Raw genomic sequence first — 26,176 nt, 5'->3', positions numbered from 1 at the left:
ACGACGTTCCGGAGTCGCGACGCCGGTTCCTGCGGGGCGTCGGCCTGTTGACCGGCGCGGCGGCGGTGGCCGGGCTCGGCGGGCACTGGCTGGCCGGCCGGCGTGGCGTCTCGGCGGCCCGGGAGGCGGTGACGCTGCCCGCGCCGGCGACGCCCGCGCCGCCGGTACCGACCGGCGCGGACCTGTCGCTGCCCCGGCTCGCCCCCTACGTCACGCCGAACCGCGAGTTCTACCGGATCGACACCGCGCTGGTGGTGCCGCAGGTGGACCCGGTGACCTGGCGGCTGCGCATCCACGGCCGGGTCCGCAACCCGATCGAGCTGAGCTTCGACGACCTGCTCGCCCGCCCGATGGTCGAGCGGTACGTGACCCTGGCCTGCGTCTCCAACGAGGTCGGCGGTGACCTGATCGGCAACGCCCGCTGGCTCGGCGTACCGATCAAGGAGCTGCTCGACGAGGCCGACCCGGAGGAGGGCGCGGACCAGGTGGTCGGGCGCGCGGTGGACGGCTGGACCTGTGGCACCCCCACCTCGGTGCTGCGCGACGGGCGGGACGCGCTGCTGGCGGTGGGGATGAACGGCGAGCCGCTGCCGGTCCAGCACGGCTTCCCGGTGCGGATGGTGGTGCCCGGCCTCTACGGGTACGTCTCGGCGTGCAAGTGGGTCACCGAGCTGGAGCTGACCAGCTTCGCCGACTTCGACGCGTACTGGGTGCCGCGCGGCTGGTCCGCCCAGGGCCCGGTCAAGACCCAGTCCCGGATCGACACCCCGCGTGCCCGCAGCCGCCCGGCCGCCGGCCCGGTGACGGTCGCCGGGGTGGCGTGGGCGCAGCACCGCGGCGTCCGTCGCGTCGAGGTACGCGTGGACGGCGGCCCGTGGCGGGAGGCGACGCTGGCCCCGGCGGTGTCGACGGACACCTGGGTGCAGTGGTCGTGGCGGTGGGACGCCACGCCGGGGGAGCACACCCTCCAGGTACGCGCCACCGACGCGGCCGGCGAGACGCAGCCGGAGCGGCGCAGCCCGGTGGCCCCCGACGGCGCCACCGGCTGGCACACCGTCACGGTCACCGTCGCCTGACCGTCGCCTGGCCGTCGCCTGGCCGTCGCCTGACCGTCGCCTGGCCGTCGCCTGGCCGCGCCTGACCGTCGCCTGACCGTCGCCTGGCCGCGCCTGACCGTCGTTTGGCCGCGCCTGACCGTCGTTTGGCCGCGCCTGCCTGCGCCTGGCCGCGTCCGACCGCGTCCTGACCGCGTCTGGGCGTGCCTGGGCGTGCCTGATCAAGGCTCTGCACCGCGACGATCGGGCAGGTGCGGGCGCGTCGGTGGCATGCGGCGCGGGCGGCGTGCGGCAGTGCCTGCGGCGAAGCGCCTTTCGAGCTGATATCGCCAACGACTCAACCTCCGCCCGGCGGCAGGCCCTCGGCCGCCAGCTCCGGTACCCGGCCAGGTGAGTAAGCCGACCGCTTCGGCCCGGCTGCCGGCTCTCACCGCCAGCTCCGGTACCCGGCCAGGTGAGTAAGCCGACCGCTTCGGCCCGGCTGCCGGCTCTCCTCCCGACGGACACCGGAGGGCTCGGTCCGTCCGGTCGGTCTGGGTCGGTTGCGACGGGTGGCCTCGGGTGTTGGGTGGTTCGGTCTGGGTCGGTTGCGACGGCTGCCTCGGGTTCGGGTGGTCCGGTCTGAGTCGTTTCTGATATCAGCTCCAAAGGCGTCGCGGGAGGGAGTCGCCTGGTCCGGCGAGCGGCGGGAGACGTCTCGGAAAGCCGGCAACGCCGGCGGAGGGGTCGGCGGTGTGGACACGAGACGACGCCGCGCTCCATGGTCCGGAGCGCGGCGTCGGGACGTGCTTTTGGTCAGGCGACTGGTCAGGCAACCTTGCGCTGGTCCGGCACGGCGGTCTTGTGCGGCCGGCCGAGGCGCGCCTCCAGCCGGGCGATGTCCACCCGGCTCTGCCGGCGGTCGGCCAGGTCCTCCCAGCCGAGGGCGAGCAGCCGCAGCCGCTCGGACTCGCTGAAGCCGCCCCAGACGCCGTAGGGCTCGCGGACCGCGAGGGCGTGGGCGGCGCACTCGGCGCGCACCGGGCAGGCGCGGCACACGGACTTGGCGCCGGTCTCCCGGCGCAGTCGGGAGGAGCCGCGCTCGCCGTCGGGGTGGAAGAACTGGGCGCTGTCGCGGCCACGGCAGGCGCCGAGCCGCTGCCAGTCCCAGAGGTCGACGATGGGTCCAGGCAGCCTACGTACGTTCGACATCAGCACCCCTCCTCCCGCGCGGCACCGCGGAGAATGTTCGTGGCCAGCTACCGGGCGGCGGTCCGCGCGGGATGCCGGTTCCGGATGAACGACTCGGTACCCGAGCTGTCCCCGCCTCACACATCTGTGATCGAAAACCTCGGACAGTCGGCGGCATATGCCCCAGATGTCGGAAAAGTTCGAATGATTGCCCGGAACCCCCTCCCCGGCCGACCCCCACGTGGTCTGCTCTGAGTCGGAGAGGAGACCACAGTGCGTAGCGTTCTCGTGTGCGTTCGGACACCATTGGCGGCCCAGCATCTGACCTCCGCGGCGGCGCGGCTCGGGCTGTCCGGCGTCGTCCGGACGGCCGTCTCCGATCCCGAGGTGATGTTGCGGCTCGCCGAGCGTCCGGTAGACGTGGTGCTGGCCGACACCGCCCTCACCCGGCCGGACAGCCCCGGTTTCGTGCGTCGGGTGCTCGCCCGCGCGCCGCAGGCCGCGGTGCTGCTGCTCGGCCCGGAGGAGTCGGAGTCGGCGGCGGCCACGATCAGCGCCGGTGCGCGCGGTCTGATCCAGAACGCCGACCACGACCTGACCAGCGCGGTGGCGAAGGCGCTGCTGCTGCTCTCCGCCCCCGGGCGGACCAACCGGCACCGGGTGGCCGACCCGGCTCGGGACGCGGCGGCGGTCGGCGGGTCGACCCGGGCGGCATCGGGGCGTACCCCGGGCGGGCCCGGCTGGCCGGCGACCGCGACGGACGCCGCCGGCCTGCCCACCGTGGTGCCGGTGCAGCGCGGCGAGGACCCGAACGACCCGGCTGCGGACGGGGCCGAGGCGCCCCCGGCGGGTGGCGCCCAGCGGCCGGCGCGGACGCCGCGCAGCGCGGTCGGGCTCACCGAACGTGAGCTTCAGGTGCTGCTCGGCATGGCGGAGGGCAAGAGCAACGCGGAGATCGGGCGGGAGTTGTTCGTCTCCGAGGACACCGTGAAGACGCACGCCCGGCGACTGTTCCGCAAGCTGGGCGCCCGGGACCGGGCGCACGCCGTGGCGGCCGGGTTCCGGGCCGGTCTGGTCGCCTGACCCGCCCGGCGGCTGTCACTCCTCCGCGGAGTCGTCCGTGCCCTCGGTGAGCGTGTCGTGCACGCCGTCGGCGTAGCCGCGGGCGTAATCCCAGCTCACGTAGTGGTCCGGGTCGGGGTCGTAGGCCGGCTCGTGCACCCGGGGCCGCCCCGAGTTGAGCAGGTGGCGCAGGTTGCCCCGGAGCAGGTCCCAGTCGAAGTAGTGCGGCTCGCGGCAGTCCTCGCACTCGATCACCAGCCCGCGCACCCCGATCGGCTGGAGCAGGGCCTGGTAGATCTCCAGGTCGGCGAGATCCTCCAGGACGTCCTGCCGCTCGACCTCGGTCAGCGGGTCGAGCGCGTCCTCGTCGCCGGGATCGTGCAGGCCGGCAGCCGGATCGGCCGGGTCGCCGTTGAACGGGTCGATGGGCTCGTCGTGCACCCCCTCACCGTAGACCCCGCGCCGCCGGAAAGCCCGCCCACGGCCGTGCTGTGGCCCGGCCTACGCCAGGCCCGCCGCTGCCCGGGGCGGGGCAGGCCAGTGGGTACGATGAGGCGACGCGCCGTCACGCCGGCGCACGCCGGTGCCCGCGCGCGCCGCCTCGCTGCAGCCCGTTCGACCAGCTCAGGGGAGCAATCGTGGAGAATTCACCCAGCACCGAGATCCCGGCCGGCCGCGACGGCGGGGAGCTGGGTGGCCATCTGCCCGAGTTGCCGGCCGGTTCGGCCCGGGTGGTGCCGCTCGGGCTGACCTTCGACGACGTGCTGCTGCAGCCGGGCGAGTCGGACGTCGTGCCCAGCCGGGTCAACACCCGCACCCGCCTCACCCGCAACATCGAGCTGACCGTCCCGCTGCTGTCCAGCGCGATGGACACCGTCACCGAGGCCCGGATGGCCATCGCCATGGCCCGCCAGGGCGGCATCGGCGTGCTGCACCGCAACCTCTCCGTCGAGGACCAGGCGCTCCAGGTCGACCTGGTCAAGCGCTCCGAGTCCGGCATGATCACCAACCCGGTGACCGCCAGCCCGGACGACACGCTCCGTGACGTGGACGCGCTCTGCGGGCGCTACCGCATCTCCGGCGTGCCCGTGGTCGACGGGCAGGGCCAGCTGGTCGGCATCGTGACGAACCGCGACATGCGCTTCGTCTCCGACCCGGCCACGCCGGTCCGCGACATCATGACCCGGACGCCGCTGATCACCGCACCGGTCGGGGTGAGCAAGGACGACGCGCTCGACCTGCTGCGCCGCCACAAGGTGGAGAAGCTCCCGATCGTCGACGAGTCCGGCGCGCTGCGTGGCCTCATCACGGTCAAGGACTTCACCAAAAGCGAGCAGTACCCGGAGGCCACCAAGGACGAGGCGGGCCGGCTCCGGGTCGCCGCCGCGATCGGGGTCGGCGAGGACTCGTACAAGCGGGCCCGGACGCTCGTCGACGCGGGCGTCGACGTGCTGATCGTGGACACCGCGCACGGTCACCAGCGGGCGGTGCTGGAGATGGTCGGCCGGCTCAAGCGGGACGTGACCATCGACATCGTGGGTGGCAACATCGCCACCTACGCGGGCGCGAAGGCGCTCGTCGACGCCGGCGCCGACGGCGTCAAGGTGGGCGTCGGCCCGGGCGCCATCTGCACCACCCGGATCGTGGCCGGGGTGGGCGTCCCGCAGATCACCGCGATCATGGAAGCGGCGCGGGCGGCCCGGCCGGCCGGCGTCCCGGTCATCGGCGACGGCGGCATCCAATACTCCGGCGACATCGCCAAGGCGCTGGTGGCCGGCGCCGACACGGTGATGCTCGGCAGCCTGCTGGCCGGCTGCGAGGAGAGCCCCGGTGAGCTGATCTTCGTCAACGGCAAGCAGTACAAGGCCTACCGGGGGATGGGCTCGCTCGGCGCGATGCAGTCCCGCGGCCAGGTCAAGTCGTACTCCAAGGACCGCTACTTCCAGCAGGACGTGACCAGCGACGAGAAGCTGGTGCCCGAGGGCGTCGAGGGCCAGGTGCCCTACCGCGGCCCGCTCGCCCAGGTCGCCCACCAGCTCACCGGCGGCCTGCGGCTCGCCATGGGATACGCGGGCGCGGAGAGCATCGCCGAGCTGCACCAGCGTGGGCAGCTCATCCGGATCACCGCGGCCGGGCTCAAGGAGAGCCACCCGCACGACATCCAGATGACCGTCGAGGCGCCCAACTACCACACCCGCTGACCCCCCTCCACCCCCGAACACATCTGGAGTCCCCATGCGTGACGTGGTCGAGATCGGGCTGGGCAAGACCGCGCAGCGCGGTTACCACCTGGACGACATCGCCATCGTGCCGAGCCGCCGCACCCGGGACGTCGACGACGTCTCCACGGCCTGGCAGCTCGACGCCTACCCGTTCGGCATCCCCTGTGTCGGGCACCCCTCGGACGCGACCATGAGCCCCGCCTCCGCGGTGCGCCTCGGTCAGCTCGGCGGCCTCGGCGTGCTCAACGTCGAGGGCCTCTGGACCCGCTACGAGAACCCGGCCAAGATCCTGGAGGAGCTGGCCGGCCTCGGCGAGGACGCGCGGGCGACCAAGCGCCTCCAGGAGGTCTACGCCGAGCCGATCCGCCCCGACCTGATCGCCGAGCGGGTCCGCGAGCTGCGGGCCGGCGGCGGCACCGTGGCCGTCCGGGTGTCGCCGCAGCACACCCTGGCGCTGGCCCCGGTGATCCTCGACGCCGGCGTCGACATCCTGGTCATCCAGGGCACGCTGGTCTCCGCCGAGCACGTCTCCACCACCGACGAGCCGCTCAACCTCAAGGAGTTCATCGCCGACCTCGACCTGCCGGTCATCGTCGGCGGCTGCACCGACTACAAGACCGCGCTGCACCTCATGCGCACCGGCGCGGCCGGCGTGATCGTGGGCATCGGCGGCGACGACTGGTCCACCACCGAGTCGGTGCTCGGCATCCGGGTGCCGATGGCCACCGCCATCGCCGACGCCGCCGCGGCCCGCCGCGACTACCTGGACGAGACCGGCGGCCGGTACGTGCACCTGATCGCCGACGGCGACATGCAGACCTCCGGCGACATCGCCAAGGCCCTCGGCTGCGGCGCGGACGCGGTGATGCTCGGCGAGCCGCTGTCGCTCTGCGAGGAGGCCCCGGCCGGCGGCGCCTGGTGGCACTCCGCGGCCAGCCACCCGTCCCTGCCCCGGGGCGCGTTCGAGGTGGCCGGCGAGCCGCTCGGCTCGATGGAGCGGCTGCTGTTCGGCCCGGCCGACGAGCCGGACGGCCAGCTCAACCTCTTCGGCGGGCTGCGCCGCGCGATGGCCAAGTGCGGCTACCGCGACCTCAAGGAGTTCCAGAAGGTCGGCCTGGTCCTCGACCGCTGAGCGACCCGACGTGACGGCGCGGACGCGGGTTCGACCCCGTCCGCGCCGTCGCGCGTCTAGGCTCGCCGGGTGAGACGGGTGCGGTGGTGCGCGACCGTGCTGGCGGTGGCGCTGCTGGCGACCGGGTGTACCGGCGACGACCGGGGCGGGTTCCGGCCCGGCGCGGCGGACGCCGGTGACCCGTACGTGCCGGGGGCCGGCAACGGTGGCTACGACGTCGGGCACTACGCGCTGGACGTCCGCTACGACCCGGGCGACGACCGGCTCACCGGCACGGCCACGCTGACCGCGACCGCCACCGAGGCGTTGTCCCGGTTCCAGCTCGACCTGGCCGGCCTCGACGTCGACCGGGTCCGGGTGGACGGCGAGCCGGCGAAGCACCGCCACGACGACGCCGAACTGGTCGTCACCCCGGCACACGGGTTGCCGTCGGGCCGGCGGTTCACCGTCGAGGTGACCTATGGCGGGGTGCCGAAGCCGCTGCCCAACGCGGAACTGGGCGACGGTGGCTTCCACGCCACCGGAGACGGGGCGATCGCGCTCGGCCAGCCCGAGTCGGCCAGCACCTGGTACCCGGTCAACGACCATCCGTCGGACAAGGCCACCTACGACATCGCGATCACCGTGCCGGACGGGCTCGCCGCGCTGAGCAACGGCGTCCCGAAGGGACGGACGAGCAGCGGCGGCCGGACCACCTGGCGCTGGTCCGAGGGCTCGCCGATGGCCAGTTACCTGAGCACGCTGGTGATCGGCGACTACCGGGTCACCAGCGGCACCCACGCCGGTCGGCCGCTGGTCACCGCCGTCGCCTCGGCGTTGCCCGCGGACGGCCCGGCCGCCGCGTCGGTCGCCCGCACCGGCGAGGTCGCCGACTTCCTGGCCGCCCGCTTCGGGCCGTACCCGTTCGACGCGTACGGCGGAGTGATGGTGGCCGACGACCGGATCCGGTACGCGCTGGAGACGCAGAGCCGCCCGGTCTACGGGCCGGGATTCTTCCGGGGCGGGCCGAACACCGAGGTGGTCGCGCACGAGCTGGCCCACCAGTGGTTCGGCGACAGCGTCTCGGTGGCCCGGTGGAGCGACATCTGGCTGAACGAGGGGTTCGCCACGTACGCCGAGTGGCTCTGGGCCGAGCACGACGGCGGGCGGACCGTGGCGCGGACCGTCGCCGACCGGTACGCCACCACCGACTGGACCCGGCCCACCGTCGACCCGGGCCGGGCCGGGATGTTCGGCGACGCGGTCTACCAGCGGGGGGCGCTGGCGGTGCACGCGCTGCGCCGCGCGGTCGGCGACGACACGTTCTACCGGATCCTGCGCGGCTGGCTGGCGCAGCACCGGGACGGCAACGCCACCACCGCCGACTTCGTCGGGTACGCCGAGCGGACCGCCGGGCGGCCGTTGCGCGCGTTGCTCGACGCGTGGTTGGTCGGGGCGACCCCGCCGGGCCTGCCGTGACGCGGACGTGATCGCCGCTCGGTAGGCTGCCGCGGGCGGAGCGGGCCCGCGGGCGGGGCCGCCGTTCGGGCCCCGGGAGGGATCGAGATCATGGCGCGGCGCGGCGGACGACGAGGGCTCGGCCTGCTGGCCTGCGGGACACTGCTGCTGGCCGGCTGCGGATCGCCCGAGGCGGACCGGAGCGCCGCGGCGCCGACCGCGCCCGAGCCGTCGGCCACGCGCCGCTTCGCGCCCGGGGCGCCCGGCGCCGGCGACCCCTACTTCCCGGGCTACGGCAACGGGGGCTACGACGTCGCGCACTACACCGTGAAGGTGCGCTACGACCCGGACACCGACAAGCTCACCGGCACCACCACGGTGCGGGCCACCGCCACCACCGACCTGTCCACGTTCAACCTGGACCTGGCCGGGCTGACCGTCCGCTCGGTCACCGTCGACGGCGCCGCCGCCCGGCACGCCCGCGACGACGACGAGCTGGTCGTCACGCCCGCCACCGGCCTGACCTCCGGCAACGGTTTCGTGGCCGAGATCCGCTACGACGGTCGGCCGGAGGCGCTGCGCAACGAGGCGCTCGGCGAGGGCGGCTGGCTGCACACCGCGGACGGGGCGATCGCGCTCGGCCAGCCGGAGTCGGCGAGCACCTGGTACCCGGTGAACGACCACCCGTCGGACAAGGCCACCTACGACCTGGAGATCACCGTTCCCAAGGGGCTGACGGCGGTCGGCAACGGCGTGCCGAAGGGGCGGACGACCACCGGCGGCTGGACCACCTGGCGCTGGTCGGAGGGCTCGCCGATGGCGAGCTACCTGACCACTGTGGTGATCGGGAAGTTCCGCGTCACCACCGGGCAGCACAAGGGACGGCCGGTCTACAGCGCGGTCACCACCCGGGTGGCCGAGGGCGCGCCGGACCGGTCGATCGCCCGTACCGTCGAGGTCGCCGACTACCTGGAGAGCCTCTTCGGGCCGTACCCGTTCGACGCGTACGGCGGCGTGGTGGTGGCCGACGACCGGATCCGCTACGCGCTGGAGACGCAGAGCCGCCCGGTCTACTCCGCCGGCTTCTTCCGACAGGGCGACAACACCGACGTGGTCGCGCACGAGCTGGCCCACCAGTGGTACGGCGACAGCGTGTCGCTGCAGCGCTGGCAGGACATCTGGCTCAACGAGGGGCTGGCCACGTACGCCGAGTGGCTGTGGGCCGAGCACAGCGGCTCCTCGACCGTCCAGCGCACGTTCGAGCAGCAGTACGCCAACGCCCCCGGCCAGGTCTGGCGGACGCCGCCGGGCAAGCCGGGGGTGGAGAACCTGTTCGGCCGCTCGGTCTACGACCGGGGTGGGATGACCGTGCACGCGCTGCGGGTGGCGGTGGGCGACACCGCGTTCTTCGCCATCCTGCGCACCTGGGCGGCCGAGCGGAGGAACGGCAACGGCACCACCGCCGACTTCGTGGCGCTGGCCGAGCGGGTGTCGGGCAAGAAGCTCGGCAAGGTGTTCGACGCCTGGCTGTACGGCACCGAGCGGCCGGCCGCCCCGAAGCCGTTGTAGCGGCTCAGGTCTTCACGCGCAGCGTCGGGTGCGCGGCCAGGAACGTCTCGGCCCGCCCGCCGCGCAGCGCGGTGAGGAACTCCCGGCCCAGCGGCCGGAGCTGCTCGCCCCGGTACGCGCCGCCGCTGCCCACGCCGGCGCCGGGCAGCGCCACCAGGGTGAGGCGGTCGGATGGCAGGCCACCGAGGGCGTACGCGAAGTCGACCAGCTTCCGCCCGCCCCCGACGTACACCAGGGTCCGACCGAGCGCGGCGACGATCTGCTCGACGCGTTGCGGGTCGCGGGCGGTGCCCTGCTCGACGAGCTTGCGGGCGAGCGCCCGGAGCAGTTGCTGCTGGTGCCGCTGCCGGGTGTAGTCGCCGCCGGCGGTGTAGCGCTGCCGCGCGTAGTCGAGCGCCTGCCAGCCGGTCAGGTGCCGGGTGCCCTTCTCGTAGACCATCTGCGGGCCGGTGTAGCCGCCGCCGCCCAGCGGCCGCATCGTCCCGTCCGGCCGGCGGTGCCGGGAGGCGACCCGCTGGTCGACGTAGAGGTCGACCCCGCCGAGCGTGTCCACCAGCTTGTCGAAGCCGCCGAAGGTGATCACCGCGCCGGCGTCGATGCGCAGCCCGGTGTAGCGGGAGACGGTGGTGCGCAGCAGCTCGTACCCCTGCGCGGTGCTGGGGTGCCGCTTGTCGCCCGGCACCCGGCTGCCGTAGCTCATCGCGTGGGTGAGCTTCGTCCGGCCGCCCGGGTAGCGGGCCTTGGGGAAGGCGGGGATGTCGACCACCAGGTCGCGGGGGAGCGAGAACAGGTACGCCTGGCCCAGCCCGGCGGGCACGTGCAGCACCAGCACGGCGTCGGCGTGCGGCTCCCAGCCGGGGATGCTGACCCGGGTGTCGACCCCGACGAGCATCAGGTTGAGCGGCCCGGTCAGGTCGGCCCCGGGCGGTGGGGTCGGACTGGCGGAGGTCGGGGCCGGGGTGGGTGACGCCGGCGCCGAGGTGACCGGCGCGGCGGCCGGCTCGGGGGAGCGGTGCGCCACCAGCCGGGTGGTCACCACCGCCCCGGCGGCGACCAGCAGCACCGCCACCAGGGCGGCCAGGCCCAGCAGGCGTCGTCTCGTCACGGTCTCGTCCTCTCCCCGTCGGGTTCGACGCGCCGGGCGGGGCCCAAGGTTGCAGCGGCGGGAATCCCGGCGGTCGAAGCGCTCTGCATGATCTGCGAAAAACTCTTGCTGGCGCCATAGCTACCCGTCGGTAATGATGCGTTCATGCGCTACGACGTGGTCGTCATCGGATCGGGCTTCGGCGGCAGCGTCACCGCGCTCCGGCTGGCCGAGAAGGGTTACTCGGTCGGCGTGCTGGAGGCCGGCCGACGCTTCGCCGACGAGGAGTTCCCCCGCACCTCCTGGCAGGCGCGGCGGTTCCTCTGGGCGCCGAAGCTGGGTTGTTTCGGGCTCCAGCGGATCACCCTGCTCCGCTCCGCCGACCGCAGGAGCGGCGGCGGCGTGCTGGTGCTCTCCGGCGCCGGGGTGGGCGGCGGCTCGCTCGTCTACGCGAACACGCTCTACGAGCCGCTCGACGCGTTCTACGCCGACCCGCAGTGGCGCGACATCACCGACTGGCGCGACGAGCTGGCCCGCCACTACGACCAGGCGAAGCGGATGCTCGGTGTCACCACGTACCCGATCGTCACCGGCGCGGACCGGGCGATGCGGGCGGTGGCCGAGCGGATGGGGGTGGCGCACACGTTCCACCCGACCCCGGTCGGCGTGCACATCGGCCGCCCCGGCCAGCGCGTGCCCGACCCGTACTTCGGCGGCGTCGGCCCCGACCGCACCGGGTGCAGCCACTGCGGGTCGTGCATGACCGGTTGTCGGCACGGCGCCAAGAACACGCTGGTCAAGAACTACCTCTGGCTGGCCGAGCGGCTCGGCGCGCAGGTGCACCCGCTGACCACGGTGACCGCCGTCCGGCCGGACCCGGCGGGCGGCTACACGGTGCACACCGAGCGCACCGGGGCCTGGCTGCGCAAGCGACGCGCGGTGATCCACGCCGACCAGGTGGTCTTCGCGGCCGGCGCGCTGGGCACCCAGCGGCTGCTGCACGAGATGCGGGCCACCGGCGCGCTGCCGGCGCTCTCGCCCCGGCTGGGCGAGCTGACCCGGACCAACTCCGAGGCCATCCTCGGCGCCTCGGTGGCGTCCGGCGCGGCCCGGCGACGCGGCCTGGACTTCTCCGAGGGGGTGGCGATCACCAGCTCGTTCCACCCCGACCCGCAGACCCACATCGAGCCGGTCCGTTACGGCAAGGGCTCCAACGCCATGGGCCTGCTCCAGTCGCTGCTGGTCGACGGCGGCCCGCGCCGGGTCCGGCGCTGGCTGGGCAGCATCGTCCGGCAGCCGGGGCTGGCGGCACGGATGCTGTCCGTGCGCGGCTGGTCCGAGCGCACCGTCATCGCGCTGGTCATGCAGTCGGTCGACAACTCGCTGACCACCCGCTACCGGCGGGGCCGGCTGGTCTCCGGCCCCGGTCACGGCGCGCCCAACCCGACCTGGATCCCGGCCGGGAACGAGGCGGTCCGGATGCTCGCCGAGGAGATCGACGGCACCCCGGGCGGCGCGGTCACCGAGCCGTTCAACGTCCCGATGACCGCGCACATCCTCGGCGGCGCGGTGATCGGCGCCACCCCGGACGACGGCGTGGTGGACCCGTGGCACCGGGTGTACGGCCACCCGGGGCTGCACGTGGTGGACGGCGCGGCGGTCTCGGCGAACCTGGGCGTCAACCCGTCGCTGACGATCACCGCCCAGGCCGAGCGGGCCATGTCGTTCTGGCCCAACAGGGGCGAGGCGGATCCGCGGCCGGCGCTCGGCTCGGCGTACGCCCGGGTCGACCCGGTGCCACCGCGCAACCCGGCGGTCCCGGCCCACGCCCCCGCCGCGCTGCGGTGAAAGGAAGGGCCCCTTCTTAACGCCTCCGGTAGAGGCGGGGCCCCTTCTTAACACCCTGGGAGCGACGCGCCGCCGGGGCGCGTCCGCCGGGCCGGTGACTGTCGGTAGGCTTTGCGCACATGAGCACGCCTCGCCCCGTCCTCGTGGTGGACTTCGGAGCCCAGTACGCCCAGCTCATCGCGCGCCGCGTCCGCGAGGCGAGGGTCTACTCGGAGATCGTCCCGCATTCCATGCCGGTGTCCGAGATGCTGGCGAAGAACCCGGCCGCGATCATCCTGTCCGGCGGCCCGTCCAGCGTCTACGCCCCGGACGCCCCGCAGATCGACGCCGGCATGTTCGACACCGACGTGCCGGTCTTCGGCATCTGCTACGGCTTCCAGGCGATGGCCCAGGCGCTCGGCGGCACGGTCGCGCGGACCGGCAACCGCGAGTACGGCGGCACCCCGCTGCGCCCGCGCCTGACCGAGCCCGGTGTGCTGCTGCGGGACCTGCCGGCCGACCTGCCGGTGTGGATGAGCCACGGCGACTGCGTGACCGAGGCCCCGGAGGGCTTCACCGTCACCGCCGAGTCGGCGGGCGCCCCGGTCGCCGCGTTCGAGGACCTGGCCGGCCGCCGGGCCGGCGTGCAGTTCCACCCGGAGGTGGGGCACACCGCGCACGGTCAGGAGATGCTGACCCGCTTCCTCTACGACATCGCCGGCGTCGCGCCGACCTGGACGCCCGAGAACATCATCGACGAGCAGGTCGCCCGGATCCGCGAGCAGATCGGCGACAAGGAGGTCATCTGCGGCCTCTCCGGTGGTGTCGACTCGGCGGTCGCCGCGGCGCTGGTCCACCGGGCCGTGGGCGACCAGCTCACCTGCGTGTTCGTCGACCACGGGCTGCTGCGGGCCGGTGAGGCCGAGCAGGTGGAGAAGGACTACGTCGCGGCGACCGGCATCAAGCTCAAGGTGGTCGACGCGCGGGAGCGGTTCCTCGGCGCGCTCGCCGGGGTGACCGATCCGGAACAGAAGCGCAAGATCATCGGCCGGGAGTTCATCCGGGTCTTCGAGGCCGCCGCCCGGGAGATCGCCGCGCACGGCGACGTCGAGTTCCTGGTGCAGGGCACCCTCTACCCGGACGTGGTGGAGTCCGGCGGCGGCACCGGCACCGCCAACATCAAGAGTCACCACAACGTCGGCGGCCTGCCCGAGGACCTGAAGTTCTCCCTGGTCGAGCCGTTGCGCACGCTGTTCAAGGACGAGGTCCGCACGATCGGCCTGGAGCTGGGGCTGCCCGAGGCGATGGTGTGGCGGCACCCGTTCCCCGGCCCGGGCCTGGCCATCCGGATCATCGGCGCGGTCGACGAGGAGCGCCTCGCCGTGCTCCGCCGGGCCGACCTGATCGCCCGGCAGGAGTTGACCGCCGCCGGCCTGGACCGGGGCGTCTGGCAGTTCCCGGTGGTGCTGCTGGCCGACGTCCGCAGCGTCGGGGTGCAGGGCGACGGGCGCACCTACGGCCATCCGGTGGTGCTGCGCCCGGTCTCCAGCGAGGACGCGATGACCGCCGACTGGTCCCGGCTGCCCTACGACGTGGTGGCCCGGATCTCCACCCGGATCACCAACGAGGTCGCCGAGGTCAACCGGGTGGTCCTGGACGTGACCAGCAAGCCGCCGGGCACCATCGAGTGGGAGTGACGCCCGCTCAGGCGGCGGGCGGCGGCCCGGCCTGCGGCCCCGGCCCGGCCGGCGGGACCGGCGGCCAGCCGGGCGCGGTGCCCGGCGGGTGCGGCCAGGCGGGCGCGCCGGCCGGCTCCTCGGGCATCAGGAACCACATCACCGGGTACGCGAGCGCGGCCAGCCCGCCGGTGAGCACGGTGGCGGTCGCGAAGACCACCCGAACCAGGGTGGGGTCGAGCGCGAAGTAGCGGCCGAGGCCGCTGGCCACACCGGCGATCATGCGGTCGCTGACCGGCCGGCGGAGCTGCTTGTACGGGGCCTGGGAGGGGTTCGTGGAGGTCATGTCCCCACGGTCCCGCGCCGGTCGACGGGCGACCTCGGTGACCGCCCGGACGCCTACCCTGATCCGTCCCTGAGGCGCCAGCGGAGAGTCAGGAATCTGACTCTTTTCGATGGAGGTAACCCGGGCCGGGGAGAATTTGCTCCCGTGACCACCTCGCTGGAGCCGCTGCGCAGGATCGCGGCATACGCAGTTTGTGCTGATTCAAACGGCCGAGTGTTGCTGGTCCGCGCATCGGAGCGCTCCGGCACCCCCGGCACCTGGTCGCTCCCCGGAGGAGCGGTCGACCACGGTGAGGACCCGAAGCACACGGTCGTGCGGGAGACCGCGGCCGAGACCGGGCTCTCGGTGGCGGTCGCCGGCCTCCAGGACGTGCTCGCCGACATGCGGGCGCTGCCCGAGCGGCGCATCACGATCCACACCGACCGACTGCTCTACACTGTGTCGGTCCGGGGCGGGACGCTGATCGAGCGGGTCGACCGGCCGACCGACCTGGCCCGCTGGTTCACCCTCGACGAGGCCCGGGAGCTGCCGCTGCGGTCGTTCACCGCACGCGCGCTGGGCCTGCCCACCTCCACCGACGACATCGTGCCGGAGGAGGTCCCCGAGTTCCCCTCGTTCTACGCCGTCCCCGGCCCCGACGGGCTGCACCGGGCGCAGCGCTTCGCCGCGTACGCCGTGGTCACCGACCCGGAGGAGCGGGTGCTGCTGACCCGGGTGTCCGACGGCTACCCGGGCGCCGGCTGCTGGCACCTGCCGGGCGGCGGCACCGACTACGGCGAGCAGCCGGGCGCCGCGCTGATCCGGGAGCTGGTCGAGGAGACCGGGCAGACCGGCCGCCTGGTCGAGCTGCTCGGGGTGGCCAGCCACCGCGACGCCGCCTCGCTCGGCCCGGAGGGCTACCCGATCGACTGGCACGGCGTACGCGCCTTCTACCGGGTGGTGGTCGACCAGCCCGCGCCGCCCACCGTCACGGACGTCGGCGGCTCGACCTGCGAGGCCCGCTGGTTCCGCCGGGAGGAGCTCGGCGCCCTCCCCACCGACCGCCTCACCGAGGTCACGGCCGAAGCAGTCCAGGCCGCCCACCTCCTCTGACCCCCCACCCCGGCCCGCACCCACGGCCCCCACCCGGCGATCATGAAGTTGACGGCGCGAAATGTCCGTCTCGGTACCGCTAACCTCATGATCGACGGAGTGGTACGGCCGGACGGGGTGGGTGCGGGGTGCGGGAAGAGCGGCGGGTCGGGGCGTACGGGGTGCTGCGGGACTCCGACGGGCGGGTGCTGCTGGCGCGCGGGGCGGCCGGGTGCCCCTGTCCGGGGGTGTGGCAACTGCCCGGCGGCGGGGTCGAGCACGCGGAGCACCCGGCCGACGCCGTGGTACGCGAGTTCGCCGAGGAGACCGGGCTGAGCGTGGTGGTCGCCGGGATCCGGGCCGCCGTCGCCGACGTGTCCGTCTTCCGGGACGAGGGCGTCGCGCTGCACACCGACCGGCTGATCTTCGACGTCGAGGCCCGGGGCGGGCGGCTGCGCCCCGAACCGGGCGGCGGCACCGACGACGTGGGCTGGTGCACCCCCGAGGAGGCCGCGACCCGGCCGTTGATGCCGTTCACCGCCGAGCTGCTCGGCCTGCCGGTGACGCCGCTGCCGGCCGACCTGCCCCGGGCCCGGCCCGCCGAGCCGGCCGGTCCGGCCACCGACCGCCGGCAGCGTTTCGCCGCGTACGGGCTGGTCACCGATCCGACCGACCGGGTGCTGCTCACCATGATCGCGGACGGCTACCCGGGCGCCGGCCGGTGGCACCTGCCCGGCGGTGGCACCGACCACGGTGAGCAGCCGGCCGCCGGGCTGCTGCGGGAACTGGTCGAGGAGGCCGGGCAACTGGGGCGGGTGGTCGACCTGCTGGCAGTGGACAACCTGCACAATCCGGGCGCCCTCGGCCCGGAACGCCGCCCGCTGGACTGGCACGGCATCCGGGTGATCTACCGGGTACGCGTGGACGCGCCGACCGAGGCGGTGGTGACCGAGCAGGCGGGTGGTTCCACCGCCCGGGCCGCCTGGTTCGCGCCGGCCGAGGTCGCCGCCCTGCGGATGACCGACGTGGCGGCCCGGGCCACCGGACGGCGAGTGAGCTGAACCGCTCGCCGAGCCGGTCTGGGCCACCTCCGGTACAGTCGGGAGTTGGGATTGGTCGACGAAAACGGGCGTTGAGCCCGAGATGGGAATAAGTGAGCGGTTCGCGCGGTTAAGGGAGTTATAAGTACCGCCGGCAGCTATCGCCAAGCCCCTATCCCCTGTGCAATGGTGTACTCCGCAAATGGGCTGCCGGGCCCGAAAGGTCCGGCACGAGACAGCCGGACACCCGCCCCGACGTGGGCGGTCAGCCGATCCGGTGATGGAGGAAACGTGCCGAGAGCCCCATGGCGCCGGCGTCGTACGACTGACAGTCCGCGCCCCGCAGGGCGTCGCTGGGCGGGCCGGTTGCGCCGCAGCAGCACGTTCGCCCGCCAGGTGCTGCTGGTCCGGGTGGGCCGCCGTGACGGCGCCCCCGGGACCGACCTGGTCACCCCCGACCACCGCTACGCCGACCGCCAGCGGCTCCGCTACGGCCGGCTCGACGCCGAGATCGAGGCGGTCCGCCCGATCAGCCCGGTGCTCGTCCCGGCCGTGCCGGTCGACGAGTCCCCGGCGATGTCGATCCCGCTCCTGCCCGGCGAGCGCACCGCCGCCCGCCGTGCCAAGTTCGCGCTGGTCAACGCCTGCACCCTGAGCAGCCTCATGCTCGGCATGCTGGCCATCTTCCTGGCCATGCAGGGCGAGGTGCGGATCGCCGCCGTCTGCCTGATCGCGTGCGTCGCGTTCGACGGCCTCGACGGCGCCCTGGCCCGCAAGCTCGGCGTGGCCAGCCCGTTCGGCGCGCAGATGGACTCGCTGGCCGACATGTGCTCGTTCGGTCTCGCCGCGCCGGTGGTGGTCTACGCCTCGCTGGCCGGTTCGGTGCCCCCGGCCGCCGCCGCGGTCGCCTGTGCTCTGGTCGCCGCGTGCGCGGCGATCCGGCTCGCCCGCTTCAACGTCTCGCCCAAGGACGGCCGCTTCTTCTGCGGCGTGCCAACCACCATGGCGGCGGCGGTGCTCGCCCTGACCGTGGCGATCGGCGTGCCGGTCTCCGGTCTGGTCATGGTCGCCGGCGTGGCGCTGCTCGCCTTCGCCATGGTGTCGAGCTTCCCCTACGCCAAGCTCGCCCGGCTGCTGAAGCTGCCGCCGTGGCTCTGGCTGGCCCCGGTGGTCGGCGCGCTCGTCGACATCCGGCTCACCTTCGCCCTCGTGGTGGTGGGCTACCTGGTCAGCGGCCCGCTGCTCTGGCTGCACCAGCGCCGGGCCGCCTGACCCGGACTCGTACGACAGAAGGGGCGCCGCGCATCGCGCGGCGCCCCTTCTCGCGTTCTCGCGGTCAGCGCCAGCGGGCGATGACCGTGCTGCCACCGACCACCTTGTCGCCCGGCCCGACCAGCGGGTCCGCGGCGTCGGCCGGCAGGTAGACGTCGGTCCGCGAGCCGAAGCGGATCAGGCCGAAGCGCTCGCCCCGGGCCAGCAGCGAGCCGACCGGCGCCCGCTGCACGATCCGGCGGGCGATAAGCCCGGTGCGCTGGGCCACCACCACCGTGCCGTGGTCGGTGTCCAACACCGTGTACGCCGCCACGTTGTGCTCGGCGTCCGGCTTCATGGCGTTGACGAACCCACCGTCGGCGACGAAGTAGTCGATCACCTTGCCGGCCACCGGCGCGCGGTTGACGTGCACGTCCAGCACCGACAGGAACACCGCGATCCGCAGCCACTCGCCGTCGCCGAAGCGCTCGTCCTGCAACCGCTGCACGGAGAGGACCTGACCGTCCGCGGACGCGACCACCGCCGACGGGTCCTCCGGGACGTCCCGCTCCGGGTCCCGGAAGAACGCGGCCACCGGGGCGGCGGCCAGCGCCGGCAGCAGCCAGAGCCGGGACTTCGGCCGGGCGGCCCGGGCCAGGGCGGCCAGGCCGAGCGTGATGCCGGCGGCGGCCACGCCGTTGGAGTCGATGTGCATCTGTCGGGTCAGCGGCACGCTCGACGGCCGGTACGCCGGCGACAACGAGGCCGCCAGCGCGGCCGGCGCCGGGGTGAAGCGCAGGTGGTGCACGCGTACCGGCGGGGAGTTGCGCAGCACCACGTCGGTGCGGACGCCGTGCAGCACGCCCTGCCGGTCCAGCTCGGCGCCCGCGCCCTCGGTGCGGAACAGCGGCGCGGCGACGCTCAGCACCGCCCCGTCGGCCAGGTACTTCGACAGCCCGTCGACCGCGGCGCGGGCCTCCTCGGCGGTCCCGGTGAACGGCTCGGCGACGACGACCGCCGCCGCGGCGTCCGCCTCGGCGAGGGCGTCGACGACGCGTACCCGGTCGGCGACCCAGCGGCCCTGGGCCGTCACGTGCTCCCGCAGCGCGGCCGCCGCGGCGCCCTCCGCCGGCACCACGACGAGCCGGTCGCCGGGGAGCAGCGCCTCGATCGCCGCGGCCAGCACCGCGGACTCCGGGGTCGCGCCGACCAGCAGGCCGGCCTTGGGGTCGTTACGCCGGGCGAACTCGCTGACGAGCGTACGAGCGGCGCGCTCGCCGATGCGGACCGCACCGGACGGAGCGGTGACGCGCACGGCGGGGGACTGGGTCATGTCTGACGAGCTCCTGACGAGTGAGAGACGGACGGGACCGCCTCGGCGGCGGCCGACCGGCCGGGGAGCGCCCTGCGTGGTCGGGATGGCGGGGCCGGCCGGCGGAGGCGGGATCTCCACCGACCAGCATAGGCCGCGTCGTCGCGCTGCCGCACCGGCGCGGTCGGGCCGTCACCCGGCCCGGCCCGCCCGCGATCCGTCGTCGTCACCCGGGTCGAGCGGTGGCAGCTCGCGGGTGGCCGGTTCGGCCCGGCCCGCGGGCCCGCCGGTGCCCAGCTCCTCGGTCCCCGGCTCGGCCGGTGACCGGAGCGGCTCCGGGTCGGCGGGCCGGTCCGCCCACACCGGGGGTTCCGGGTCGGCGGGCCGGTCCTCCGACGCCGGCGTCGGCACGTCGGTCGTCGCGCCGGTGGGCCACTCGTCGGCCTCCGTGGGCACCGCCCGGCCGTCGACCGGTACGTCGTCGCGGTACGGCGCGGCCACCGTCGTCTCCGGTCCCGCGGTCGGGCCCGGCTGGTCGGACTGGTCCGCCCGGTCCGGCCCGCGACCCGAGCGCAAGGCCCCGACCAGCCCGAGCAGTCCGATCAGGACCAGCCCGCCGGCGAGGAACCAACCGACCGGCGGAACGGCCAGCCCGAGGATCCGGGCCAGCAGCCACCAGAGGGCCAGCCCGAGGAAGACGAGCCCGAAGGCGAACGACACGACGTCGGTGCGGTGGGCCTTCACCGGGTCACCTCCAGGTTTCCGGCGTTCACGTGGACGTAGAGACGCAGCTTGCCGCCGCCGGGGCCGTCCGCGCCGGCGTCGGTGCTCTCCCAGTGGCGGCCGTTGAGCCCGCCGGTGCGCCGGCCGAAGACCGTGGCCTCACCGGCGTTGACGTCCGCCACCGTGGTCACGTCCACGTCCGGCGGCACGACCACTGTCGCGTTGCCGAGGTTCACGTCGACGGTCACCTGGACGTCCTGCTTGTCGAAGTCGATGGCGCGCAGGTCGAGCACCGCGTCACCGAGGTTGTTCTCGTAGCGGTCGGCCAGGTCGCGCCGGTCGGTGGGGGCCCAGGTGACGTTCCCGTCGATGCCGCGGACCCGGTCGTAGGACTCGGCGACGGTGGCGACGCCGAGCGCCGCCGCGGTGACCAGACCGAGAGCGATCAGCCACCGGGCCCGGCCGAACCAGGTGCCCACGAGCAGCCCGAGGCCGATGGTGGCCAACACCGCGGCGAAGTAGCCGGCCGCGCCGACCGGAAAGACGTCGAGCAGGTCGAGCATCGCCACCAGGCCCAGCGCCAGGAAGATCAGCGAGAACGTGATCGCGCCGAGGGCCGAGCGCTCTTTCGGCCGCTTCGGCGGTCGCGGCGGTCGGATCGGCGCCGGGGAGGGGCGCGATCCGGCGTACGGGCCGTGCGGGGCGAACGGCGGGCGGTAGCCCCCCGGCGGCAGGGGCGCTCCCACCGGGGCCGGCGGTGGCACGGCCGCCGGATCACCGAGCGGGCCGCCCGTGGTGGGCGCGACCGGCCACGTCGGGGCCGCGCCGGAAACCGGCGGGGTGACCGCGGGCAGCGCGGCGGTCACCGGCTCGGGCCGGACCGGTCGGGCGCCGGCCGCGGCGGGCCAGCCCGGAGCGGACAACGGCGTGGCCGGGTAGCCCGGCTCGACCGGGGTGGTCGGTAGACCCGACCCGACCGGCGTGGCCGGGTAGCCCGGCGGCTCGGGCCAGGCGGACGGCGCGGGTGGGTAGCCCGGCTCGGCCGGGGTGGCCGGCGGGTAACTCGGTTCGGGGTGGGCCCCGGCCACCGACGGGCCGGTGGCGGTCGGCGGCGTGCCCTCGACCGGTCCGTGCGACGGGACCGAGGGGGAGGGTCCGCCGGCCCACGGCACGCCCGGGGCGGCGGACCCGGCCCAGGACCCGGGGGCCGGGCCGGCGGGGGAGGGCGCCGGCCAGGCCACCGGTGGCACCGGGCCCGGCGCCGGCCCGGGCGCGGGCGTGCCCGTCCGGCCCGCCGCGTCGCGGGGCTCGCGGTTGAGCAGCAGCGCGCCGCCGACCAGGATCACCGCACCGAGCAGGATGGCCCGGAAGCCGTCGGTGACGACGTAGGCGAAGCCGACCGCGACCACGAGGCCGAGCACGATCACGGTGATCGGGGACATGCTGGAGCGCCCACGGCCGAGCATCGACTCCACCGGCGAGGCGGTGTCCCCCTCGCCGGGGATGATCAGCCACGCGGCGACGTAGACGAGGATGCCGATGCCGCCGAAGAAGCCGAGCACGGCCAACAGGACGCGCCACAGCACCGGGTCGGTGTTGGTGGCCCGGCCGATGGCCGCGCAGACGCCGGCCAGGTAGCGGCCCTCCCGGGGGCGGACCAGCCCGTACCGGGTGGTGAAGCCGGCCGCACCGGGCGGTGGGGCGTACCCACCGGGTGGTGGATCGGCGAACGGCGCGCCGCCCGGCGGCGGGGTCGCGTCGTCGGCGGCGGATGCCGACCCCGGCGGGGGCGGCGGCGGATCGTCCTGTGCTGCCGCCCAGGGGCGGGGCGGACGGGCAGCGTCCTCGGTCATGACTCCGATACTGCTGCCCCGGCCGCCCGGCCGACCTCAGGACCCGACCCTGACCCCACCCTGAGATCCGCCGATGGTGAATGTCCGGGGCGTCCCCGTGGTCCGGGGCGTTCCCGCCGTGTGACGATCGGGTCGTCGGCCGTCGCCGGCATCTCGCGCCGACCCGGGAGCCTCCCATCAGCAGCACCGTCACGCCCCACCCGCCGCGCCTCTACCGGGCCACCGAGCACCGGTTGGCCGCCGGGGTGGCCGCCGGCATCGCCGACCACCTGGGCATCCCGGTGCTGCGGGTGCGGATGGCGTTCATGGTCCTGCTCGGGCTCAGCGGTCTCGGGCTGCTGCTCTACGCCGCCTTCTGGGCGGTGGTCCCGCCTCGCCCCGGCGACACCGCCGCTCCGCCCCGCCGCGACCTCACCCAACTGCTGCCGTTCGTGGCGATCGGGCTGGGCGTGCTGCTGTTGCAGGTGTTCGCCTTCAACTCGGTGGGCGCCGCCGGGACCGCCGGCTGGCTGGTGGCGATCATCGCGGTCGGCGCCGGCGTCATCTGGCACCAGTCCGGGCCGGAGCGCCGCCGGCAGTGGGGTGACTCGGCCGTGCCCTGGCTGGGCGCGGTGGTGGAGGAGAGCGACCGGCGGGCGTTCGTGCTCCGCTTCATCGGCGGCGGCGTGCTCGTCGCGGTCGGCATCATCGGCGTGGCCGCGGTCTACTCGCCGGCACAGAACTTCGACGCGGTGCTCAACGGCGTCATCTTCGCCCTGGTCGGGCTCGCCGGGGTGGGCGTGGTGACCGGCCCGGTGCTCTGGCGCACCTGGAACCAGCTCCGGTCGGAGCGGGAGGGGCGGATCCGCGAGCAGGAGCGCGCCGAACTGGCCGCCATGGTGCACGACCAGGTGCTGCACACGCTCGCCCTGATCCAGCGCAACGCCGGCGACGTCAAGACGGTGCAGCGGCTGGCCCGGGGCCAGGAACGGTCGTTGCGCAACTGGCTCTACAAGCCGACCGCCTCGCCGACCGAGCGGTTCGCGGCCGCCCTGGAGCAGGCCGCGGCCGAGGTGGAGGACACGTTCGCCATCACCGTCGAGGCGGTGGTGGTCGGCGACCGCGAGACCGACGAGCGGGTCGGGGCGCTGGTCGCCGCCGCCCGGGAGGCGCTGGTCAACGCGGCCCGGCACGCCGGGGTGCAGACCGTGTCGCTCTACGCCGAGGTGGAGCCGGAGCAGGTCAGCGTCTTCGTCCGGGACCGGGGCAAGGGCTTCGACCCGGATACGGTGGAGAATCACCGGCACGGCGTCCGAGGCTCGATCATCGGACGGATGAAGCGGCACGGCGGCCGGGCGGAGATCCGGTCCGAGCCCGGAGAGGGGACCGAGGTCCGGCTGATCCTGCCGATCAGCGGCTCCGGCGCCACCACGGAAAGGGACAGGTGACCATGTCCGAGCAGGAACCGGTCGAGGGCGCGACGCCGCGGGGTCCGCTGCGGGTGTTCCTCGTCGACGACCACGCCATGTTCCGCGCCGGCGTCCGCGCCGAGCTGGGCGCGCGGGTCGACGTGGTGGGCGAGGCCAGTTCGGTGGCCGAGGCGGTGGCCCGGATCGCGGCGACCCAGCCCGACGTGGTGCTGCTCGACGTGCACATGCCGGACGGCGGTGGCCGGGCCGTGCTGGAGGCGATGCGGCGGACCCACCCGCAGGTGAAGTTCCTGGCGTTGAGCGTGTCCGACGCCGCCGAGGACGTGATCGGCCTGATCCGGGCGGGTGCCCGGGGCTACGTAACGAAGACCATCTCGCCCGAGGAGCTGACCGACGCGATCCGTCGGGTGGCCGACGGCGACGCCGTGTTCAGCCCGCGACTGGCCGGGTTCGTGCTGGACGCGTTCGCGTCCCGGCCGGACGCGCCGGTCGCCGATCCCGAGCTGGACCAGCTCACCAACCGGGAGCGTGAGGTGCTCCGGCTGCTCGCCCGGGGCTACGCGTACAAGGAGATCGCCAAGGAGCTGTTCATCTCGATCAAGACGGTCGAGACGCACGTCTCCAACGTCCTGCGCAAGCTCCAGATGTCGAACCGGTACGAGTTGTCCCGCTGGGCCGCCGACCGTCGGCTGGTCTGACCCCGGCGGACCGGGTCACCTCGGCACCCTCGTCCGGCCGGTCGGCCGTGGCGTACGGCCGGCCGAGGCCGGCATCGTCCGGATGGTCAGAACCGCGAGCGTCCGTCGCGTACCGGCGTGGGCGGGGCACATCTCACAGCGCCGGACGTACGGGGTGGTCCCGGCAGGTCTGGGCACGTCTTTCCTGTTCAGAGCCGTGCGATCGGTGACGTTTGTGATCTTTTCTCAAGTATCGGCAACGTGGCGGGCAACTAACGGCTTGATAACGGCACCTTCACGGAAAGGGCCGGTGGGTGTCACAGTGGCAGCACCTCACCCCCCGGTGTGAGGCACCTCGTCGGGCCTGCCGACCACGTGACGCGCTCTTCGCGCCGCTGCGTGGTCGTCGACCCTGCGCGGTGTCCTCGTCGAAGGGTGTGGCGCCCGGCGATCGGTACCCCTGGGGTGTCCCGATTTCCTCTGCGGTAAACCGGCGATCTGTGGTTCGGGTCGTCGGCGGTGTCACCCCCCCAACGTGCGTGAAACCCACGACGGAACCAGGTTAGAAAGAGGAGGCCCCTCGGAATGAGAGTCTCGAAGCGGGCGAGCGGCGCCCTCGCGGTTGGCGCGGCATTCGCGCTCGTCGCGTCCGGCTGCTCCAGCGGGAACAGCGACGGTGGTGACGCCGGCGCCAGCAAGGACGGCGCCATCACGATCCACGGCGTTCAGCCGGAGAACCCTCTGGTTCCGGCCAACACCACCGAGACCGGTGGCGGCAAGATCATCGACATGATGTGGACGGGTCTCGTCGAGTACCCGAACAACGGCGGCGCGCCCCAGAACGCGCTGGCGGACACCATCGAGACCAAGGACTCGAAGGTGTTCAACATCAAGATCAAGCAGAACACCAAGTTCCACGACGGCACCCCGGTGAAGGCGAAGAACTTCGTCGACGCCTGGAACTGGGCCGCCTACTCGCCGAACGGCGCCGCCAACGGCTCCTTCTTCTCCGACATCCAGGGCTACGAGGACGTGGCCACCTCCGACCCGGACGGCGACGGCCCGCAGAAGGCCCCGCCGCCGAAGCAGGAGAAGATGTCCGGCCTGAAGGTCCTCGACGACTGGAGCTTCGAGGTCACCCTCGCCGCCCCGACCGCCGTCTTCCCGACCAAGCTGGGCTACAGCGCCTTCATGCCGCTGCCGGACGCCTTCTTCACCCAGAAGGCCGAGGACTTCGGCAAGAAGCCGATCGGCAACGGCCCGGTCAAGTTCGTGTCGTGGCAGGACAACGTCGAGATCAAGCTGACCCGCTTCGACGACTACACCCTGCGTGACAAGGTGAAGATCAAGGACGTCGGGATCAAGCTGTACCAGGACGAGAACGCCGCCTACAGCGACCTGATCTCCGGCAACCTGGACTTCATGGAGACGGTTCCGACCTCCGCGCTCGCCGGCGAGAAGTACAAGGCCGACCTCGGCGACCGGGCGCTGAACACCGTCACCCCGTCGACCGCGTTCATCGCCTTCCCGATCTACGACAAGCGGTTCGCGAACAAGGACCTGCGCAAGGCGGTCTCGCTGTCGATCGACCGGCAGGCGATCAGCGACAAGATCTTCTTCGGCACCCGCAAGCCGGCCGACAGCTGGGCCAACCCGCTGACCCCGGGCGCCCCGGCGGGCAACTGCACCTCCTGCAAGTTCGACCCGGCCCAGGCCAAGGAGCTGCTCGCCAAGGCCGGCGGCTTCACCGGTGAGATGGTCTTCTACTACAACGCCGACTCCAGCCACAAGGACTGGATGGAGGCCGTTGCGCAGCAGGTGAAGACCAACCTCAACATCAACGCGCGCGCCGAGGGTGTCCCCACCTTCGCGGTGTTCCGCCAGAACATCAACGCCTACAAGATGAAGGGCCCGTACCGCGCGGCCTGGCAGCAGGACTACCCGGACATCGAGAACTGGGTGAACCCGCTCTTCACCTCGACCGGCTCCTCGAACGACGGCAAGTACGTCAACCCGGCCGTGGACGCGGGCGCCAAGGAGGCCAGCGCCGCTGGCAGCCTGGAGGACTCGCACAAGAAGTTCGAAGAGGTTCTGAAGCTGGTCGACGAGGACGTCCCGACCATCCCGATCTACTTCTACGGCCAGCAGGCCGGCCACTCGGAGAAGATCAAGAAGCTCGAGCTCACCAACGTGGGCGAGCTGGACCTGAGCTCGGTCGAGCTCTGATCCGATCGGTCTGACCCCTGGGTCGGGCTCGCCG

General features: G+C 73.7%; 19 protein-coding genes and 2 pseudogenes. 14 read left to right on the top strand and 7 right to left on the bottom strand.

Annotation, left to right across the window (positions count from 1 at the left end; genetic code table 11):
* Positions 1 to 5: 5 nt before the first annotated feature.
* A pseudogene (locus COO58_RS31280) lies at positions 6 to 1,076 on the top strand (molybdopterin-dependent oxidoreductase); the annotation flags it as partial.
* 786 nt (positions 1,077 to 1,862) lie between these two features.
* On the opposite strand, the gene COO58_RS24160 reads toward COO58_RS31280, so the two are convergent.
* Positions 1,863 to 2,246 (bottom strand): WhiB family transcriptional regulator, encoded by a 384-nt coding sequence (locus tag COO58_RS24160; RefSeq protein ID WP_091576957.1) that lies wholly within the window; start codon positions 2,244 to 2,246, stop codon positions 1,863 to 1,865.
* 252 nt (positions 2,247 to 2,498) lie between these two features.
* On the opposite strand from COO58_RS24160, the gene COO58_RS24155 reads away from it, so the two are divergent.
* The gene (locus tag COO58_RS24155; protein ID WP_091570335.1) at positions 2,499 to 3,308 is read left to right on the top strand and encodes a response regulator transcription factor; all 810 of its coding nucleotides are present in this window, start codon (positions 2,499 to 2,501) and stop codon (positions 3,306 to 3,308) included.
* A 15-nt stretch (positions 3,309 to 3,323) separates the two neighbouring features.
* Here the strand turns inward: COO58_RS24155 and COO58_RS24150 are convergent, their stop codons facing one another.
* Positions 3,324 to 3,728 carry a DUF5319 domain-containing protein gene (locus COO58_RS24150; RefSeq protein WP_091570338.1) on the bottom strand — a complete coding sequence of 135 codons (405 nt, stop codon included), beginning with the start codon at positions 3,726 to 3,728 and terminating at the stop codon, positions 3,324 to 3,326.
* Positions 3,729 to 3,925: 197 nt separating this feature from the next.
* On the opposite strand from COO58_RS24150, the gene guaB reads away from it, so the two are divergent.
* From guaB to COO58_RS24130, 4 genes are all read left to right on the top strand, one after another.
* The gene (gene guaB / locus COO58_RS24145; RefSeq protein WP_091570342.1) at positions 3,926 to 5,488 is read left to right on the top strand and encodes an IMP dehydrogenase; all 1,563 of its coding nucleotides are present in this window, start codon (positions 3,926 to 3,928) and stop codon (positions 5,486 to 5,488) included.
* A gap of 34 nt (positions 5,489 to 5,522) precedes the next feature.
* Positions 5,523 to 6,641 (top strand): GuaB3 family IMP dehydrogenase-related protein, encoded by a 1,119-nt coding sequence (locus COO58_RS24140; protein ID WP_091570345.1) that lies wholly within the window; start codon positions 5,523 to 5,525, stop codon positions 6,639 to 6,641.
* Between the two features lie 69 nt (positions 6,642 to 6,710).
* On the top strand, positions 6,711 to 8,099 hold the full coding sequence (locus COO58_RS24135) for a M1 family metallopeptidase (RefSeq protein WP_098747285.1): 1,389 nt from the start codon (positions 6,711 to 6,713) through the stop codon (positions 8,097 to 8,099).
* Between the two features lie 90 nt (positions 8,100 to 8,189).
* The gene (locus COO58_RS24130) at positions 8,190 to 9,647 is read left to right on the top strand and encodes a M1 family metallopeptidase (protein ID WP_091570351.1); all 1,458 of its coding nucleotides are present in this window, start codon (positions 8,190 to 8,192) and stop codon (positions 9,645 to 9,647) included.
* A gap of 4 nt (positions 9,648 to 9,651) precedes the next feature.
* Here COO58_RS24130 and COO58_RS24125 read toward each other — a convergent pair whose 3' ends face one another.
* The gene (locus tag COO58_RS24125; protein ID WP_091570356.1) at positions 9,652 to 10,752 is read right to left on the bottom strand and encodes an LCP family protein; all 1,101 of its coding nucleotides are present in this window, start codon (positions 10,750 to 10,752) and stop codon (positions 9,652 to 9,654) included.
* A 144-nt stretch (positions 10,753 to 10,896) separates the two neighbouring features.
* Here COO58_RS24125 and COO58_RS24120 point away from each other — a divergent pair, with 144 nt between their 5' ends.
* Positions 10,897 to 12,579, top strand: coding sequence for an FAD-dependent oxidoreductase (locus COO58_RS24120; RefSeq protein ID WP_098747284.1), 1,683 nt, complete (start codon positions 10,897 to 10,899; stop codon positions 12,577 to 12,579).
* A gap of 119 nt (positions 12,580 to 12,698) precedes the next feature.
* A complete protein-coding gene (gene guaA, locus COO58_RS24115) occupies positions 12,699 to 14,255 on the top strand; it encodes a glutamine-hydrolyzing GMP synthase (RefSeq protein ID WP_091570365.1) in 1,557 nt (518 codons plus the stop codon).
* A gap of 7 nt (positions 14,256 to 14,262) precedes the next feature.
* On the opposite strand, the gene COO58_RS24110 is transcribed toward guaA, so the two are convergent.
* Positions 14,263 to 14,580 carry a PspC domain-containing protein gene (locus tag COO58_RS24110; protein ID WP_091570370.1) on the bottom strand — a complete coding sequence of 106 codons (318 nt, stop codon included), beginning with the start codon at positions 14,578 to 14,580 and terminating at the stop codon, positions 14,263 to 14,265.
* A gap of 144 nt (positions 14,581 to 14,724) precedes the next feature.
* Here COO58_RS24110 and COO58_RS24105 point away from each other — a divergent pair, with 144 nt between their 5' ends.
* The 3 genes from COO58_RS24105 to COO58_RS24095 all read left to right on the top strand — a co-directional run bounded on the left by COO58_RS24105 (position 14,725) and on the right by COO58_RS24095 (position 17,963).
* Complete coding sequence (locus tag COO58_RS24105; RefSeq protein ID WP_098747282.1) at positions 14,725 to 15,672, top strand: NUDIX hydrolase; 948 nt, start codon at positions 14,725 to 14,727, stop codon at positions 15,670 to 15,672.
* A 128-nt stretch (positions 15,673 to 15,800) separates the two neighbouring features.
* The gene (locus COO58_RS24100; protein WP_098747280.1) at positions 15,801 to 16,712 is read left to right on the top strand and encodes an NUDIX hydrolase; all 912 of its coding nucleotides are present in this window, start codon (positions 15,801 to 15,803) and stop codon (positions 16,710 to 16,712) included.
* A 345-nt stretch (positions 16,713 to 17,057) separates the two neighbouring features.
* Positions 17,058 to 17,963: a phosphatidylcholine/phosphatidylserine synthase gene (locus COO58_RS24095; protein ID WP_091570384.1), complete on the top strand. Its 906-nt coding sequence runs from the start codon at positions 17,058 to 17,060 to the stop codon at positions 17,961 to 17,963.
* Between the two features lie 64 nt (positions 17,964 to 18,027).
* Here the strand turns inward: COO58_RS24095 and COO58_RS24090 are convergent, their stop codons facing one another.
* From COO58_RS24090 to COO58_RS24080, 3 genes and pseudogenes are all read right to left on the bottom strand, one after another.
* Positions 18,028 to 19,275, bottom strand: coding sequence for a phosphatidylserine decarboxylase (locus COO58_RS24090; RefSeq protein WP_091570386.1), 1,248 nt, complete (start codon positions 19,273 to 19,275; stop codon positions 18,028 to 18,030).
* A 539-nt stretch (positions 19,276 to 19,814) separates the two neighbouring features.
* Positions 19,815 to 19,998: pseudogene (locus COO58_RS31275) on the bottom strand (hypothetical protein); the annotation flags it as partial.
* Positions 19,995 to 21,830 (bottom strand): PspC domain-containing protein, encoded by a 1,836-nt coding sequence (locus COO58_RS24080; RefSeq protein WP_098747278.1) that lies wholly within the window; start codon positions 21,828 to 21,830, stop codon positions 19,995 to 19,997. The gene COO58_RS24080 and the pseudogene COO58_RS31275, both read right to left, overlap by 4 nt.
* 176 nt (positions 21,831 to 22,006) lie before the next feature.
* Between COO58_RS24080 and COO58_RS24075 the strand changes: the two genes are divergently transcribed.
* The 3 genes from COO58_RS24075 (at position 22,007) to COO58_RS24065 (ending at position 26,142) form a co-directional block, all read left to right on the top strand.
* Positions 22,007 to 23,257 (top strand): ATP-binding protein, encoded by a 1,251-nt coding sequence (locus COO58_RS24075; protein WP_091576960.1) that lies wholly within the window; start codon positions 22,007 to 22,009, stop codon positions 23,255 to 23,257.
* A gap of 2 nt (positions 23,258 to 23,259) precedes the next feature.
* On the top strand, positions 23,260 to 23,937 hold the full coding sequence (locus COO58_RS24070; protein ID WP_091570399.1) for a response regulator transcription factor: 678 nt from the start codon (positions 23,260 to 23,262) through the stop codon (positions 23,935 to 23,937).
* Positions 23,938 to 24,501: 564 nt separating this feature from the next.
* Positions 24,502 to 26,142, top strand: a complete 1,641-nt coding sequence (locus COO58_RS24065; RefSeq protein WP_098747277.1) for an ABC transporter substrate-binding protein — start codon at positions 24,502 to 24,504, stop codon at positions 26,140 to 26,142.
* The last annotated feature ends 34 nt before the right edge of the window (positions 26,143 to 26,176 follow it).

It is taken from the genome of Micromonospora sp. WMMA1996 (assembly GCF_002573675.1).
GTDB lineage: Bacteria > Actinomycetota > Actinomycetes > Mycobacteriales > Micromonosporaceae > Micromonospora > Micromonospora sediminicola.
The sequence above is the reverse complement of the archived record's forward strand: the minus strand, read 5'-3'. Positions and strand labels throughout refer to the sequence as shown.

Bases quoted from the DNA above. Each gene is read 5' to 3' on its own strand.
- COO58_RS24120 (WP_098747284.1), top strand. From the start codon at position 10,897: ATGCGCTACGACGTGGTCGTCATCGGATCGGGCTTCGGCGGCAGCGTC.
- COO58_RS24070 (WP_091570399.1), top strand. From the start codon at position 23,260: ATGTCCGAGCAGGAACCGGTCGAGGGCGCGACGCCGCGGGGTCCGCTG.
- COO58_RS24160 (WP_091576957.1), bottom strand. From the start codon at position 2,246: ATGTCGAACGTACGTAGGCTGCCTGGACCCATCGTCGACCTCTGGGAC.
- COO58_RS24130 (WP_091570351.1), top strand. From the start codon at position 8,190: ATGGCGCGGCGCGGCGGACGACGAGGGCTCGGCCTGCTGGCCTGCGGG.
- COO58_RS24140 (WP_091570345.1), top strand. From the start codon at position 5,523: ATGCGTGACGTGGTCGAGATCGGGCTGGGCAAGACCGCGCAGCGCGGT.
- COO58_RS24110 (WP_091570370.1), bottom strand. From the start codon at position 14,580: ATGACCTCCACGAACCCCTCCCAGGCCCCGTACAAGCAGCTCCGCCGG.
- COO58_RS24080 (WP_098747278.1), bottom strand. From the start codon at position 21,830: ATGACCGAGGACGCTGCCCGTCCGCCCCGCCCCTGGGCGGCAGCACAG.
- guaA (WP_091570365.1), top strand. From the start codon at position 12,699: ATGAGCACGCCTCGCCCCGTCCTCGTGGTGGACTTCGGAGCCCAGTAC.
- COO58_RS24090 (WP_091570386.1), bottom strand. From the start codon at position 19,275: ATGACCCAGTCCCCCGCCGTGCGCGTCACCGCTCCGTCCGGTGCGGTC.
- COO58_RS24065 (WP_098747277.1), top strand. From the start codon at position 24,502: ATGAGAGTCTCGAAGCGGGCGAGCGGCGCCCTCGCGGTTGGCGCGGCA.